The organism is Cupriavidus sp. IDO (assembly GCF_000812465.1).
Taxonomy (GTDB): domain Bacteria; phylum Pseudomonadota; class Gammaproteobacteria; order Burkholderiales; family Burkholderiaceae; genus Cupriavidus.
In genome coordinates this window covers 37,618-51,895 of the sequence record NZ_JWMA01000002.1, presented here as the reverse complement: position 1 = coordinate 51,895, position 14,278 = coordinate 37,618, and the positions used below count along the sequence as shown (strand labels likewise).

14 protein-coding genes and 3 tRNA genes are annotated in these 14,278 nt (G+C 63.6%); 3 read left to right on the top strand and 14 right to left on the bottom strand.

Features of this window, described 5'->3' with window-relative positions; all coding sequences use genetic code 11:
- The first annotated feature begins 19 nt into the window (after nucleotides 1–19).
- Nucleotides 20–922, top strand: a complete 903-nt coding sequence (locus RM96_RS00800) for a LysR family transcriptional regulator (RefSeq protein WP_039006653.1) — start codon at nucleotides 20–22, stop codon at nucleotides 920–922.
- 14 nt (nucleotides 923–936) lie between these two features.
- Here RM96_RS00800 and RM96_RS00795 read toward each other — a convergent pair whose 3' ends face one another.
- The 6 genes from RM96_RS00795 to uvrC form a co-directional block, all read right to left on the bottom strand.
- Nucleotides 937–2,175 carry a cation:proton antiporter domain-containing protein gene (locus RM96_RS00795; protein ID WP_082016374.1) on the bottom strand — a complete coding sequence of 413 codons (1,239 nt, stop codon included), beginning with the start codon at nucleotides 2,173–2,175 and terminating at the stop codon, nucleotides 937–939.
- Nucleotides 2,176–2,539: 364 nt separating this feature from the next.
- Nucleotides 2,540–2,613: transfer RNA gene (locus RM96_RS00790), tRNA-Cys, on the bottom strand.
- A 102-nt stretch (nucleotides 2,614–2,715) separates the two neighbouring features.
- Nucleotides 2,716–2,791 (bottom strand) — tRNA-Gly (locus tag RM96_RS00785).
- 60 nt (nucleotides 2,792–2,851) lie between these two features.
- Nucleotides 2,852–2,927, bottom strand: a tRNA-Gly gene (locus RM96_RS00780).
- A gap of 172 nt (nucleotides 2,928–3,099) precedes the next feature.
- Nucleotides 3,100–3,699 carry a CDP-diacylglycerol--glycerol-3-phosphate 3-phosphatidyltransferase gene (gene pgsA / locus RM96_RS00775; RefSeq protein ID WP_039006650.1) on the bottom strand — a complete coding sequence of 200 codons (600 nt, stop codon included), beginning with the start codon at nucleotides 3,697–3,699 and terminating at the stop codon, nucleotides 3,100–3,102.
- Nucleotides 3,700–3,835: 136 nt separating this feature from the next.
- Entirely contained in the window at nucleotides 3,836–5,848 is a 2,013-nt protein-coding gene (gene uvrC / locus RM96_RS00770; RefSeq protein ID WP_039006648.1) for an excinuclease ABC subunit UvrC, read from the bottom strand.
- Between the two features lie 113 nt (nucleotides 5,849–5,961).
- Between uvrC and earP the strand changes: the two genes are divergently transcribed.
- Together earP and efp are read left to right on the top strand one after the other, a co-directional pair.
- Complete coding sequence (gene earP, locus RM96_RS00765; RefSeq protein ID WP_039006646.1) at nucleotides 5,962–7,131, top strand: elongation factor P maturation arginine rhamnosyltransferase EarP; 1,170 nt, start codon at nucleotides 5,962–5,964, stop codon at nucleotides 7,129–7,131.
- 216 nt (nucleotides 7,132–7,347) lie between these two features.
- Nucleotides 7,348–7,908 carry an elongation factor P gene (gene efp / locus RM96_RS00760; RefSeq protein WP_039006644.1) on the top strand — a complete coding sequence of 187 codons (561 nt, stop codon included), beginning with the start codon at nucleotides 7,348–7,350 and terminating at the stop codon, nucleotides 7,906–7,908.
- Between the two features lie 92 nt (nucleotides 7,909–8,000).
- Here the strand turns inward: efp and nagZ are convergent, their stop codons facing one another.
- Genes nagZ through lepB form a run of 8 tightly spaced genes read right to left on the bottom strand, consistent with a single transcriptional unit; the run spans nucleotide 8,001 to nucleotide 14,265 of the window.
- The gene (gene nagZ, locus RM96_RS00755; RefSeq protein WP_039006643.1) at nucleotides 8,001–9,050 is read right to left on the bottom strand and encodes a beta-N-acetylhexosaminidase; all 1,050 of its coding nucleotides are present in this window, start codon (nucleotides 9,048–9,050) and stop codon (nucleotides 8,001–8,003) included.
- A gap of 11 nt (nucleotides 9,051–9,061) precedes the next feature.
- Nucleotides 9,062–9,484, bottom strand: a complete 423-nt coding sequence (gene acpS, locus RM96_RS00750; protein ID WP_039006641.1) for a holo-ACP synthase — start codon at nucleotides 9,482–9,484, stop codon at nucleotides 9,062–9,064.
- A complete protein-coding gene (gene pdxJ / locus RM96_RS00745) occupies nucleotides 9,481–10,263 on the bottom strand; it encodes a pyridoxine 5'-phosphate synthase (protein ID WP_039006639.1) in 783 nt (260 codons plus the stop codon). Before pdxJ ends, acpS begins: the two co-directional genes overlap by 4 nt.
- A 29-nt stretch (nucleotides 10,264–10,292) precedes the next feature.
- Nucleotides 10,293–11,171, bottom strand: a complete 879-nt coding sequence (gene recO / locus RM96_RS00740) for a DNA repair protein RecO (protein WP_039006636.1) — start codon at nucleotides 11,169–11,171, stop codon at nucleotides 10,293–10,295.
- 5 nt (nucleotides 11,172–11,176) lie between these two features.
- On the bottom strand, nucleotides 11,177–12,124 hold the full coding sequence (era, locus tag RM96_RS00735; RefSeq protein ID WP_039006634.1) for a GTPase Era: 948 nt from the start codon (nucleotides 12,122–12,124) through the stop codon (nucleotides 11,177–11,179).
- The gene (gene rnc, locus RM96_RS00730; protein WP_039006633.1) at nucleotides 12,121–12,891 is read right to left on the bottom strand and encodes a ribonuclease III; all 771 of its coding nucleotides are present in this window, start codon (nucleotides 12,889–12,891) and stop codon (nucleotides 12,121–12,123) included. Before rnc ends, era begins: the two co-directional genes overlap by 4 nt.
- A 1-nt stretch (nucleotide 12,892) precedes the next feature.
- Nucleotides 12,893–13,318 carry a DUF4845 domain-containing protein gene (locus RM96_RS00725; protein WP_443112232.1) on the bottom strand — a complete coding sequence of 142 codons (426 nt, stop codon included), beginning with the start codon at nucleotides 13,316–13,318 and terminating at the stop codon, nucleotides 12,893–12,895.
- A gap of 47 nt (nucleotides 13,319–13,365) precedes the next feature.
- Nucleotides 13,366–14,265, bottom strand: coding sequence for a signal peptidase I (gene lepB / locus RM96_RS00720; protein WP_039006630.1), 900 nt, complete (start codon nucleotides 14,263–14,265; stop codon nucleotides 13,366–13,368).
- Nucleotides 14,266–14,278 lie beyond the last annotated feature (13 nt).

Below are 14,278 nucleotides of genomic sequence, written 5' to 3'. Positions count from 1 at the left end.
ACTTACCTGGCTGATCGATATGGACCAACGCCCGCTCCGACTTACCCTGCGCCAGCTCTCCGTGTTTGTGACGGTGGCGCAGCATGGCAGCACCGTGGCCGCCGCCGAAGCGCTTTCCATGTCCCAATCGGCCGTCAGTGCATCACTGGCCGAGTTGGAACGTGCGCTTAACGGGCCGTTGTTCGACCGCATCGCCCGTCGCCTGAGCATCAATGAAACCGGGCGCCAGTTTTTCCCTCGGGCACTGTCGCTGCTCGACCAGGCCCACGAACTCGAACGGTTTGCGACCCAGACCGGCGTGCAGTTGCAGATCGCTGCCAGCAACACCATCGGCAGCTACATCCTGCCTACCCTGCTGGCGGGATTCCGCAACAGCCGCAGCGGCCCGTGTTCGCTCGATCTGCGCATTGGCAATACCCGGGATGTCCTGCAAGCCTTGTTGCAGTTCGAAGCGGATATCGGCCTGATTGAAGGAAGCAGCCACGAACGCGACCTGCGCAGCATGCACTGGTGCGATGACGAGATGGTGGTGATCGTAGGCCCCTCGCATCCACTCGCGGCGTCTGCGGATGCCGATGCGTTGCGCGCAGCCGAATGGATCGTGCGCGAACCCGGCTCCGGCACGCGCGAGATCATCGAGGAACGGCTGGTGCCGCTGCTGGGCGAGCTGCGCTTTGCGCTGGAGCTCGGCAACGCAGAGGCTATCAAGCGCGCCGTGATGAGCGGCTTTGGCGTCAGTTGCCTGTCACTTCACGTCGTGCGAGATGAACTGGAGCGGGGCACACTGGTGGCGGTCAGGAAAGGTCTGCCACGCATCGTGCGTCCGCTGTACCTGGTCGTGCATCAGGACAAATTTCCGACGCAGGGCTTGCTGGCCTTTACCGAGTATTTGCGCGGCATGGCGCCGCAGATCGGCGCCTAGGACACCAGCCTCCCTCATGCAGGCTGCGGGTCCTCGTTGCGGTCGGCCTTTGCGCTGTAGAGGTCCAGCAAATGGAAGAGGACCGGATTCAGCATGATCGACAGCAAGGCGCCGGCCAGTATCAAGGCCTGGCCGCGCTCCGGCAGGATCTTCAGATAGACACCGAGACTGGCGAGAATGAAGGAGAACTCGCCGATCTGCGCCAGGCTCACCGCAATGGTCATGCTGGTCTTGCCTGAGTACCCGAAGACGCGCACGATGCCCATGGCTGCGAGCGACTTGCCCACGACGATGATGAACAAGGTCGACAGCACGCCCCACGGATCGTTGACCAGCACCATCGGATCGAACAGCATCCCCACCGAGACGAAGAACAGCACCGCAAATGCATCGCGCAGCGGTAGCGATTCTTCAGCAGCGCGATGGCTGAATTCCGATTCGGCCAGCACCATCCCGGCAAAGAACGCGCCCAGCGCGAACGACACGCCGAACAACGCATACGCGCCGTAGGCAACGCCCAACGCCGTCGCCAGCACGCCAAGCCGGAACATCTCACGATTGCCGGTCCAGACGATGCGCTCGAGCATCCAGGGGATAAAGCGGCGGCCGATCAGCAGCATGACTGCGACGAATGCCGCCACCTTGCCCAGCGTCGCCAGCACGGCGATCAGGACATCGCCGGTACTCAGTGCCTCACCGGTCACGGCTGCAGCGTCATCCGGATCCATCAGCAACCCGGCCAGCGCCGGCAGCAGCACCAACGCCAGCACCATCGCGAGGTCTTCCACGATCAGCCAGCCGACCGCGATACGCCCTTGCGGCGACTCCACCAGGTCCCGGTCCTGCAACGCCTTGAGCAGCACCACCGTACTGGCCACCGAGAGCGCCAGCCCGTACACGAAGCCCTGCCCCCACGACCAGCCGAACCCCCAGGCGACCAGCATGCCGAGAAACGTCGCAATCCCGATCTGCACGACGGCACCAGGAATGGCAATCTTCTTCACCGCCATCAGGTCCTTGATCGAGAAGTGCAGCCCGACACCGAACATCAGCAGGATCACGCCCAGTTCGGCCAGCTCCGGCGCCAGGGCCTGGTCTGCCGTATATCCCGGCGTATGGGGGCCGACCACGATCCCGGCACAGAGATAGCCGATCAGCGGTGGCAGCCGCAGCTTGCTGGCGATCGCGCCAAGAATGAACGCCAGAACGATACCGCCGACGATTGTGCTGATGAGCGGGGTGGCGTGATGCATGCGGGCTGGATTCCTCGTATCTGGAGCTGAAACGGCGATCGCTGAGTCCCGCCCTGCCCGGTCGGCCGCAGCGGCCACGAGGCTCCCGCGGCATCATGCTTGCAAGCAGCGCAGGGTGACGATGGTCAGCGACGAATCTGAGAAAGCGGGAAGTGCCGCAGCGGCCCCGCATGCGCGCGTTGGCGCATCACGGAATCGGGAATGGCGATGACATGCTGCCCGGCGGAAACTGCTCCGGGCACCCCGAAAAGCGTACGGCATGACGTAATGTAACATGGCCGCCACGTGGTCAAAGGCCGGAAACAGGCCGAATCCACGCAGGGAAAACAAAAACGGCGCCACTTGGGCGCCGTCTTGCTATGACTGGAGGCGGAGGTCGGAATCGAACCGGCGTACACGGCTTTGCAGGCCGCTGCATAACCACTCTGCCACCCCGCCAGGTGACGTGCTGCTGGATTGTATCCGCAATCGGCCGGCGTTACCTGAATCGCCGGCGGCTGCCAATCCAAACAAAAAGGGAAGCGGCGCTTCCCTTAGGGATGGAGCGGGAGACGAGTCTCGAACTCGCGACCTCAACCTTGGCAAGGTTGCGCTCTACCAACTGAGCTACTCCCGCGTACAACTTTTACTGCCCGCCCGACCGTGTTCTGCAAACACCATCGAACCGTATTTAACCTGGAGCGGGAGACGAGTCTCGAACTCGCGACCTCAACCTTGGCAAGGTTGCGCTCTACCAACTGAGCTACTCCCGCAGGATCCTGCTGAACATCTACTAAGGCAATTTAATCTCGCAACTTGCCGCTATTACACAGCATCTTGCGCCAAACCCGCCTTATCTCGCCGCTTTCGTTTGCGTCGTCAGCAACGAGAAAGAGATTATTGCAAAGAACGTTTGCGCTCGTCAACACCTTTTTGCATCTTTCCTCATTTCTGCGCGCGAGCCTCCGCTACCACTCCGCTGCGCTCGCGGATTTGGGGCCACGCAAGCTTCATGTAATAGAACATCGACCACAGCGTCAGCACTGCGGCCAGGTAAATCATCCACGTACCAAGCAGCGATGCGTCCATGCCGAACAGATTGTCGGCGTACAGCAGCAGCGGAATCGCGACCATCTGGACGGTCGTCTTCAGCTTGCCGAGGAAATTCACGGCCACGCTCTTTGACGCCCCGATCTGCGCCATCCATTCACGCAGCGCCGAGATAGTGATCTCGCGGCCGATGATGACCAGTGCAATCAGGTCGGCAACCCGACCCAGCGCCAGCAGCGAGAGCAACGCCGCCGTCACCATCAGCTTGTCCGCTACCGGATCCAGGAAAGCGCCAAATGACGATGTCTGGTTCCAGCGCCGCGCCAGGAAACCGTCCAGCCAGTCCGTGACGGCCGCGATAATGAAAAAGGCCGCCGCGGTCATGTTCTTGGTGTGCATCGGCAGCCATGCCTCGGGCAGGTAGAACACCCCCACCACAAGAGGAATCATGGCGACGCGTAGCCAGGTCAGCAGGATCGGAATATTGATGGGCATGGAGCTTGGATACCGGCGGGGGCGTTAGCGAACATCGCAGACCTCGCGATTGTCGCCGATTTCGGAATAACTGAGCATTTATGGGCCGAAGAGGCTTTCCTGGCCCTAGGAACCATTTCACAATGAAATGGGTTTCTTAGTGCAGCTGGCGATAGATCTCCTCGGCCAGACTGCGGGAAATGCCGTCGACGCTCGCCAGTTCATCGATGCTGGCCGCCATCACGCCGCGCAGGCCGCCGAAGCGCGTCAGCAGCTTCTGCCGGCGGCGGGCGCCCACGCCTTCGATCTCTTCCAGGCGCGAAGTGGTGCGCGCCTTGGCCCGCCGCGCGCGCATGCCGGTGATGGCAAAGCGGTGGGCCTCGTCCCGGATCTGTGCCACCAGCATCAGCGCGGCACTGCCCTGCCCCAGTTCGAGCGACGGACGGCCATCGGCAAAGACCAGCGTCTCGAGCCCCACCTTGCGGCCCTCGCCCTTGGCGACGCCGACCAGCAGTCCGATATCCAGCCCCAGTTCCTCGAACACCTGCCGCGCGACCTCGACCTGACCCTTGCCCCCGTCGATCAGCACAATCTGCGGCGTAAGCGGCGCGGCATCGGCGCCCGCATCGACCCCGCCTTCCTCCTGCAACTGCTCGACCAGCTTCTGGTAGCGGCGCGTCAGCACCTGCCGCATGGCCGCGTAGTCGTCGCCGGGCGTGATGTCCTGGATGTTGTACCGGCGGTATTCGCCGTTCTGCATATCGTGATGATGGAAGACAACGCACGACGCCTGCGTGGCTTCGCCGGCGGTGTGGCTGATGTCGAAGCATTCCACGCGCAGCAGGGCCAGGTCTTCCAGATCCAGGCCGATGGTCTCTGCCAGCGCGCGCGTGCGAGCCTCCTGGCTGCCCTGCTCGGCCAGCCGCCGCGACAGCGCGAGGGCCGCCCCCTGCTGCGCCATTTCCAGCCAGACCTTGCGCTGCCCCTGCGGCTGGCGGACCAGCGTGACCTTGCGTCCGGCATGCAGCGCCAGCGCCTCAGGCAGCGCCTCGTCATCGGGCATGTGGCTGACCACCACGATGGGCGGTGCGGGCTGCTCCAGGTAGTGCTGCACCATGAAGGCAGACAACACTCGTGCGGCGATCCGCTCCATCGACAAGGGCGCAGCCGGCAGGGCGCCATCTTCCGCAGACAGCTCGTCGGCAGCATCGTCAACGATCATGGCGGCCTCTTCGGCATGAGCCGGAAAGTACGCCTTGTCACCGAGGTGCCGGCCGCCGCGCACCATGGCGAGGTTGACGCAGGCGCGCCCGCCCTCCACTGCCACGGCAAGCACGTCGATGTCCCGAGCCTGGCCGACCTCCTCCACCGCCTGGCGCTTGAGTACGGTCGACAGCGCGGCAATCTGGTCACGCACCGCCGCCGCCTGCTCGAACTCCAGCTTCACTGCGTGTTCTTCCATCTTCGCCTGCAGGCCTTCCAGCACCTCACTCTGGCGCCCCTGCAGGAAGCGCGCGGCATTGCCAACGTCGCGCGCGTAATCCTCCTCGCTGATCGCGCCGACACACGGGCCGGTGCAGCGATGGATCTGATGGAGCAGGCACGGCCGCGTGCGGTTGTTGAAGACAGTGTCCTCGCAGGTGCGCAGCTGGAAGACCTTTTGCAGGATCTGCATGCTTTCGCGCACCGCATAGGCGCTGGGGAATGGTCCGAAGTATTGGTGCTTGCGGTCCGTCGCCCCGCGGTAGTAAGCCATGCGCGGGAAGCGATGACCGGTGAGCTTCAGGAACGGATAGGACTTGTCGTCGCGGAACAGAATGTTGTACCGCGGCGCCAGCGCCTTGATGAGATTGTTCTCCAGCAGCAGCGCTTCCGCCTCGGTCCGCACCACCGTGGTATCGATGCGCACAATCTTTGCCACCATCATGGCGATGCGCGGCGACAGCTGCGTCTTGTTGAAATAGCTCGAGACGCGCTTCTTCAGATCGCGTGCCTTGCCGACGTAAAGCACATTGCCGGCGGCATCGAAATAGCGGTACACGCCCGGCAAGCCGGGCAGCTGCGCGATGACCGGCTTGGCGTCGAACGGCTCGGCCGGCACCTCGACGGGCGGCTCGATGGATGGCTCGACTGGAGGAGTGACTGGGGAATCGGAAGGCTGGTCGGACATTGGGGACGGTGACCAATTCGAGACTGCCGGCACGCCGGGGACGCGGGCTGGCTCTAAAATCGCAAGTTTAGAGCATTCCCGGCCCACCCCGTCCGGACCGCACGCCAGCCACCATGCCTATCCGCTCCTGGGACATCTTCTGCACCGTCATCGACAATTTCGGCGACATTGGCGTCTGCTGGCGCCTCGCGCGCCAGCTCGCACAGGAACACGGCCACGCGGTGCGGCTATGGGTTGACGATCTTTCGAGCTTTGCACGGCTGGCTCCTGAAGTCGACATTGAAGCGCCCTCCCAGCGGCTGGCCGGCGTCGAAATCCGGCCATGGCGGCCGGATGCTACCGGCGCCGACGAGCATTTCACGCCCGCCGCCGACGCCGAGCCGCACGATGTGGTCATCGAGGCATTCGCCTGCAACCTCCCGGAAACGTTTCTTGCCCGCATGGCAAGGCGTGCGCAGAAGCCGGTGTGGATCAACCTTGAATATCTCAGCGCCGAGCCGTGGGTGCGCGAGCATCACGCCATGCCCTCGCCGCATCCGCGCCTGCCACTGGTCAAGCACTTCTTCTTTCCGGGCTTCGAGCCGGGCACCGGCGGATTGCTGCGTGAATCCATGCTCGGTGCACAGCGTGACACCTTTCTGTCCGGACCGGCCGCGCAGGCTGCGCTCTGGCACCGGCTTGGCGTCGCGCCGCGAACCGGCGCCCTCAAGGTCAGCCTCTTCGCCTACCGCAACATCGCACTGCCCGCCCTGCTGGAACAATGGCGCGATGGCGGCGAGGCGGTCCAGTGCCTGGTTCCGCAAGGTCTGGCCGCGCAGCAGGTCGCCGAGTGGTTCGGCGTGCCGGCGCAGGTCGGCGCCGACTATTTCAGCGGCAACCTCTCGGTGCACATCATTCCCTTCGTCCGCCAGGAACACTATGACGAGCTTCTGTGGGCCTGCGACCTGAATTTTGTCCGCGGCGAGGATTCCTTCGTCCGCGCGCAGTGGGCGGCGCGCCCCCTGGTCTGGCATATCTATCCGCAGGACGAGGACGCGCATCGCGTCAAACTGGACGCCTGGCTGGACCTGTTCCGACAGAGCGGCGTCGACACTGCGGCGGCACAGTCACTCGCCGCGTTCTGGCACGCATGGAACGGGTATGGCACGCCACTCGACTGGGCCAGCCTGCGCGCAAGCCTGCCCCAACTCACCGACATGGCGGTGCGCTGGGAGCGACGCCTGCAGCATCCGGGCGACCTGGCGGCAAATCTCGTGGCGTTTTGCGAAAATCAGGTAAAATAGTCGGTTGATTTAGTGGCGACCGGGCCGGAGAACCAGGTGCCTCTCTCCAGTACCATCCGGTACGAGAGCAGCAACTGAATGCAAGCTGAGCACGGGGTCGCGAGCGCGTGGGCACTGGCTCACTCAGGCGCAATCGTCAATCGTAGAGAGACAGTGCCGGCAGCGCGCCTTCGCCATACCTAATTCCGAGACTTCTTTTTCAGGAAATCAGTTCAGATGAAAACCGCACAGGAACTCCGCGTCGGCAACGTATTCATGATCGGCACCGACGCAATGGTTGTGCAGAAGGCCGAGTACAACAAGTCGGGCCGCAATGCCGCCGTGGTCAAGATGAAGTACAAGAACCTGCTGACCGAAGCCCCGGGCGAGTCGGTGTTCAAGGCCGACGACAAGTTCGAAGTGGTCATGCTCGAGCGCCGCGAATGCACCTACTCGTACTTCGCTGACCCGATGTACGTGTTCATGGACGCCGACTTCAACCAGTACGAAGTCGAGCAGGACAGCATGGGCGACTCGCTGAACTACCTCGAAGACGGCATGACCGTGGAAGTGGTGTTCTACAACGACAAGGCCATCTCGGTGGAAATGCCGACCACGCTGGTCCGCGAGATCGTCTACACTGAGCCCGCCGTCAAGGGCGACACCTCGTCGGGCAAGGTGCTCAAGGGCGCCAAGATCAACACCGGCTTCGAACTGCAAGTGCCGCTGTTCTGCAACATCGGCGACAAGATCGAAATCGACACTCGCACCGGCGAATACCGCAGCCGCGCGAACTAAAGCGCGTCATCCGCCCCGCTCCCGCAGCGGGGCCGGTACAAGAAAGGGCAGCCTCGGCTGCCCTTTTGCATTGCTGCGCGATACTTATCGCCTCAGGCGATCAGTTCGTGATCCTTCAGCACGCGCAACGCGGCGCGATACTGGCCTTCCTGGTGCAGCTTGTTCCAGTCCAGCGGCTTGCGGCGCGCGAACAGCTTGCGGATGCGGCGCTGCGAAGCCTTGTCGATGCCCGTATCGAGCTCGGCCAGCAGCTGGTCGGCGCGCTCGGGATGGTTGCAGATCAGCACCATGTCGCAACCGGCGGACAGCGCCGCGCGCGCGGCCTGGGTCACGTTGCCGGCCACGCTGGCGCCCTCCATGCTCAGGTCGTCGCTGAAGATGACGCCCTCGAAGCCGAGCTGGGCGCGCAGCACGTCCTGCAGCCAGAACCGGGAGAACCCCGCCGGGTTCGGGTCCACCTTCGGGTAGATCACGTGCGCCGGCATGACCGAGGACAGCGAGACGCCCATCCAGTCATACGGCCGCGCGTCCTGCGCCAGGATCTCGTCCAGCGTGCGCTCGTCGACAGGAATCGCCACGTGCGAATCGGCCTCGACGTAACCGTGCCCCGGGAAGTGCTTGCCGCAGTTGCTCATGCCGGCCAGCAGCAGGCCGTGGTTCAGATGGCCGGCCAGCATGGTCACCACACGCGGATCGGCGTGGAATGCCCGGTCGCCGATCACGGCGCTGCGGCCGTAGTCCAGGTCCAGCACCGGCGTGAAGCTCAGGTCGATATCGCAGGCGCGCAATTCCGCCGCCAGTACGTAGCCGCAGCTCACCGCCGCCTTGGTGGCGGCCAGCACGTCATGGTCCCACAGCTCGCCCAGGCGGCTCATGGCCGGCAGGTGCGTAAAGCCGTCAGTCTTGCAGCGCTGCACGCGGCCGCCTTCATGGTCGATGCAGATCAGCACGTCCTCGCGCACGGCGCGGATGGCACGGGTCAGCGCCAGCAGTTGCGCGCGCGATTCGAAGTTGCGCGCGAACAGGATCACGCCGCCGGTCAGGGGATGGGCGATGCGACGCGCATCCTCGGCGTCGAGCTGCTTGCCGACGACATCGAGTACCACCGGCCCCGGTCGCTTGCCGGAAAGTTTCTTGGTCATGGATTTTGAAATTAGGCTTGGTTTTGCAGCCCGGCTGGGGCGCCGGTCCGCTCGGCGATTGCAAACGCAACCGCATAGTCATGCTCGTCACTGACACTGACCCGCACGGTCACGCCGCGTTCCCGAAGCCACTGCTCAAGTTCGCCATGGCAGACCGGCGTCGGCTCGCCCGACGGCAGGTTCATCAACTCCATGGCGCGCCAGGTCATCGGCCAGCGCATACCCAGGCCGATCGCCTTGGAGAACGCTTCCTTGGCAGCAAAGCGAGTCGCCAGGAAGGCAAGGCCGCGCTTCTCCGAGCGCGCCTTGCGGGCGTGGTACTTTGCCAGCTCCTGCGGCCCCAGCACCTTCTCCGCGAAACGGCCGCGCGTGCGCTCCATCACGCCCTGCACGCGCTCGATCTGGATGATGTCGGTGCCGACGCCGTAGATCACGCCGGCTTGCCTGCTGCGGGATAGCGCGTGCCAAGGCGCGCAGCCACCATGATGGCCTTCATTTCGCGCACGGCATTTTCCCAGCCGGCAAAGATCGCATGGGCGACGATTGCATGGCCGATGTTCAGTTCCTTGATGCCCGGCAGCGCCGCGATCGGCTGTACGTTGGTGTAGTGCAGGCCATGACCGGCATTCACCACCAGGCCGTGCTTCAGGCCGGCATCGACGCCATCGGCAATGCGGCGGAACTCCACGGCCTGCTCATCGGGCGTGTGCGCATCGGCGTAGCGGCCGGTATGCAGTTCGATCACCGGCGCCCCGCACGCGGCAGCTGCCGCGATCTGATCGGCCTGGGCATCGATAAACAGCGACACCCTGATGCCGGCATCTGCGAGCTGCCTGCAGGCCGCGCTAACCTGCTCGAAGCGCCCTGCCACGTCCAGCCCGCCTTCCGTCGTGACCTCTTCGCGTCGCTCGGGCACCAGGCAGACGTCCTGCGGACGGATTTCGCAGGCGATGTCGAGCATCTCCTGCGTGATGGCGCACTCCAGGTTCATGCGCGTGGTCAGCTGCGGACGCAGCGCGCGCACATCGGCGTCGCGGATATGGCGACGGTCTTCGCGCAGGTGCAGCGTGATCAGGTCGGCGCCGGCCTGCTCTGCCTGCAGCGCGGCCTGGATAGGATCGGGGTAGACGGTGCCGCGCGCGTTGCGCAGGGTCGCCACGTGGTCGATATTGACGCCAAGGTCGATGACGCCCGGATTTGCGTGAAAGATCATGCCGGCAGGATCAGGAGTGAATGGGTGAATCAGAGGTAGTGCAGATCGATCAGGATCTGCCGCGTCTTGAGCGGCGCACCCTGCAGATAATAATGCAGCAGGAACCGCATCAGGGCGCGGCTTTGCACTGCGGTCTGGGCGCGGCTGTAGTCGTCCTGCGACATGTCCAGCAACGTCTGGCCGGACACCACCGGCCACGACGACGGATCGCTGGCATGCGCGCGGCGCACGCCACGCTCCGGCTGGTAGACGTAGTCGAGGCCCGGCAGGACCCGCTCGCCGGTACTGAGGCAATGATCGAATGCCACCGCGAAGCCCGTTTCCTGCAGCAGCACGCGCTCGAAGCTGCGCAGCACCAGTCCGGCCGGCTCGCCGTGCGCCAAGCGCGTCACGGTTGCCATGTAGTGCCGGAACAGCGTTTCGTGCGCATCCTCGCGCGGACAGAAGCGCATCACCAGCTCGTTCAGGTAGAACGCCGACAGCAGCGCATCACCCGACAGCGGCAGCATGCCGCCAACCCACTCGGCGCGAGTCAGCGTCTTGACCTCGCCGCGGCCGCTCCAGGACAGGGAAATTGGGTGGAAATGCTGCAGGACCGCGCGCAGCGCCGAATGCGGGCGCTTGGCGCCCTTGGCCACCATTGACATGCGGCCGTAGTCGCGCGTGAAGACGTCGAGGATCAGGCTGGTTTCGCGATACGGCCAGGCATGGAGGACGAATCCCGGCTGGTCGGCTACCCGGACTTCGCTGCGTGCAGGGACAATGCGCAGCGCCCGGTCCATCATCGCGCGGCCGGCTGCCTCGGCCATGCCAGGCAAGGCCTGGCTGTCGAGCAGTTCGGCGGCCTCGTCGACCACCGGGTCGGCACGGCGGGCCTTGGGAGCCGCCGCGCGCGCGATGTCAGGCATCTTGCTCACTCGTAGCCGTAGGCGCGCAGTCCGGCTTCGTTGTCGGCCCAGCCGCTCTTCACCTTGATCCACATCTCAAGGTAGACCTTGCCGTCGAACAGCTTCTCCATGTCGAGGCGGGCTTCGGTCGAGATCTGCTTGAGCTTGCTGCCCTTGTTGCCGATGATCATGGCCTTGTGCGCGTCGCGCTCGACCAGGATGGTGGCAAACACGCGGCGCAGGCGCCCTTCCGTCTCGAACTTGTCGATGATGACGGTGCTGGTGTATGGCAATTCGTCGCCGGTCCAGCGGAAGACCTTCTCGCGGATGATCTCCGAGGCCAGGAAGCGCTCGCTGCGATCGGTCATCGCATCGGCGTCGTACATCGGCTCGCCCTCCGGCAGGTACGGCCGGATGATCTCGAACAGGCGCGCAATATGGTCACGCGTCTTGGCTGCCATCGGCACCACTTCGCGGAACGGGAACAGCTGCCCCATCTTTTCCAGGAAGGGCATCATCACTTCGGAGCGGTTCTCGCCCGTCAGCCGGTCAAGCTTGTTGGCGATCAGCAGCACCGGCGTGTTCTTCGGCAGCAGCGACAGCACCTTCTCGTCGTCGGCGCCGTAGTAGCCGGCCTCGACCACGAACAGCACCAGGTCCACCGACGACAGCGTCGACGTGACAGCGCGGTTCAGCGAGCGGTTCAGCGCGCTCGCATGGCGGGTCTGGAAGCCGGGCGTATCGACAAAGACGTACTGCGCATCGTCAGTCGTCTGGATGCCGACGATCCGGTGGCGCGTGGTCTGCGCCTTGCGCGAGGTGATGCTGATCTTCTGGCCGACCAGCGCGTTCATCAGCGTGGACTTGCCAACGTTGGGACGGCCGACGATGGCCACGGTGCCGCAGCGAAAGGCTGCATCAGTAGTACTTGGGGTATCCGCCGCGGGTTGCTGCGGATGGTTCGAATCGGTCATTCCTTCAACCTGAGAGACAACTGTGGGTCCGGCGGTACCGGCTGCTTGCGGGTCTTGCCCGTGCGCTCGGCGCGGCTGCGCTTGAGCAGTTGCGGCACCAGCTTCTGGACTTCCTCCAGGGCCAGCTTGGCCGCTGCCTGTTCGGCCGCACGGCGCGAGGCTCCGGTGCCGAATACCCGGACTTCCAGTTTAGGCACCGTGCATTCGACTTCAAACTGCTGGCTGTGCGCGGCGCCGTGAGTGGCGATTACGTTATATTGCGGCAGGGCAATCTTGTGCCCCTGCAGGTACTCCTGCAGCAAGGTCTTGGCATCCTTGCCCAGCGTGCGCGGATCGACCTGCTCCAGGATCGGGATATAGAGCTTGCGGATCAGCGTGCGGGCCGCCTCAAATCCTGCATCCAGGAAGACGGCGCCTACAATGGCTTCCAGTGCGTCAGCCAGGATCGACGGGCGGCGGAATCCGCCGCTCTTGAGTTCACCCTCGCCCAGGCGCAGCACATCGGACAACTGCAGCATCTGGGCGATCTCGTACAACGCCTGCTGCTTGACCAGATTGGCACGCACGCGGGACAGGTCGCCTTCGTCCAGCTTGCCGAACATGCCGTACAGCATGTCCGCCACGGCGCAGTTGAGCACCGAGTCGCCCAGGAATTCGAGGCGTTCGTTGTGCTGGGCGCTGTGGCTGCGGTGCGTCAGCGCCTGCTGCAGCAATTCGGGCTTGCTGAATCGGTAGCCGAGACGTTGCTGCAAGGCGTCGAGGTTCATATCAATGCTGCGTTCCCGAATAGGTAATCAGAAGACTCAATGGGCCGTAGACGGGGACCTCGGTCCGGTACGAGAAATCGACCGACTGAATCGTGCCGTTCTCGTCCTCCCGGATCTGGAGGTCTTCGCCCTTTACTGCGGCAATCCGGTCGATGACTGCCTGTTTGTCAAAATACTCGACCACTTCACGCTTGTTGGTGGCGCGCTGCTTGGCATAGCTCGCCGCGCGCTTGACCGAGAAGTATTCCGTCAGGCTCGGTATCGCCCGCAATGCCGGCAATGCCACGCCAATGACAAACACCACGATCACCAGCAAGGTCCAGAGGGAAAAACCTCGTGTCCGCCCGCGCATGCCAATACGCGCGCCGGCGGCCCTACTGTCACGACCCGGCTTCCCCGCTTTTCCCGATTGCCTCAATTGACCCATATTGCGCTTCCCCTCTTTCTTGTGGAGTGTTCTTGCGCCGCGCGGGCTTACTTAAATGATCCCACGCGTCCGAAATTGCCGAGGTTCATCCAGATCAAAAATGCCTTTCCGACCACATTCTGATCTGGCACGAAGCCCCAGTAACGGGAATCCAGGCTGTTATCCCGGTTATCACCCATTACAAAATAGTGACCTGGCGGTACCTTGCAGGTCACACCCTGCTGATTGTAAGTGCAGTTTTCCCGGAACGGAAAATCCGGGTCGGCACCGGCGACAAAGGCCGGGCGGTCGGCATCGTTCAGGATGCCATGCTCGACGCCGCCGGGCAGCTTTTCGCGGAAATGCTTGGAATATGCCAGGCGCTCCTCGTCGAGGTAATCCGGCAAGGCGCTGTAGTCTGCCGGCTTGCCATTGACGGTCAGCCGCTTGTTCGAATACTGCACCACATCGCCGGGAACCCCGATCACGCGCTTGATGTAGTCGAGCGACTGATCCTTCGGGTAGCGGAAGACCATCACGTCACCGCGCTGCGGTTCGCCGACATCGATGATCTTCTTGTTCACCACCGGCAGGCGAATACCGTAGTCGTACTTGTTGACCAGGATGAAGTCGCCGATCAGCAGCGTCGGGATCATCGAGCCAGACGGGATCTTGAACGGCTCGACCACGAACGAACGCAGTACGAACACTGCCAGGATCACCGGGAAGAAGCTGGCTGAATACTCCAGCCACCACGGCTGACGAAGCTTCTCTTCGGCCAGGCGCTTGCGGGTCGAATCGATATCCGCGGTGCCGAAACGCCCTTGAAGGTCTGACTGGCGCGAATCGAACTCAGCTAGCGCGAGCTGCGCGGAACTGCGGCGTTGCCGCTCGAATACGAGCTTGTCCGCGATCCACGCGATGCCCGTGATAACCACCAGCACAAAAAGGATCAGTGCAAAATTCATGACGGCTTTTGGT

Coding starts and splice junctions, on each gene's coding strand:
- RM96_RS00800 (WP_039006653.1), top strand. CDS start 20: ATGGACCAACGCCCGCTCCGACTTACCCTGCGCCAGCTCTCCGTGTTT.
- RM96_RS00795 (WP_082016374.1), bottom strand. CDS start 2,175: ATGCATCACGCCACCCCGCTCATCAGCACAATCGTCGGCGGTATCGTT.
- pgsA (WP_039006650.1), bottom strand. CDS start 3,699: ATGCCCATCAATATTCCGATCCTGCTGACCTGGCTACGCGTCGCCATG.
- uvrC (WP_039006648.1), bottom strand. CDS start 5,848: ATGTCCGACCAGCCTTCCGATTCCCCAGTCACTCCTCCAGTCGAGCCA.
- earP (WP_039006646.1), top strand. CDS start 5,962: ATGCCTATCCGCTCCTGGGACATCTTCTGCACCGTCATCGACAATTTC.
- efp (WP_039006644.1), top strand. CDS start 7,348: ATGAAAACCGCACAGGAACTCCGCGTCGGCAACGTATTCATGATCGGC.
- nagZ (WP_039006643.1), bottom strand. CDS start 9,050: ATGACCAAGAAACTTTCCGGCAAGCGACCGGGGCCGGTGGTACTCGAT.
- pdxJ (WP_039006639.1), bottom strand. CDS start 10,263: ATGATCTTTCACGCAAATCCGGGCGTCATCGACCTTGGCGTCAATATC.
- recO (WP_039006636.1), bottom strand. CDS start 11,171: ATGCCTGACATCGCGCGCGCGGCGGCTCCCAAGGCCCGCCGTGCCGAC.
- era (WP_039006634.1), bottom strand. CDS start 12,124: ATGACCGATTCGAACCATCCGCAGCAACCCGCGGCGGATACCCCAAGT.
- rnc (WP_039006633.1), bottom strand. CDS start 12,891: ATGAACCTCGACGCCTTGCAGCAACGTCTCGGCTACCGATTCAGCAAG.
- RM96_RS00725 (WP_443112232.1), bottom strand. CDS start 13,318: ATGGGTCAATTGAGGCAATCGGGAAAAGCGGGGAAGCCGGGTCGTGAC.
- lepB (WP_039006630.1), bottom strand. CDS start 14,265: ATGAATTTTGCACTGATCCTTTTTGTGCTGGTGGTTATCACGGGCATC.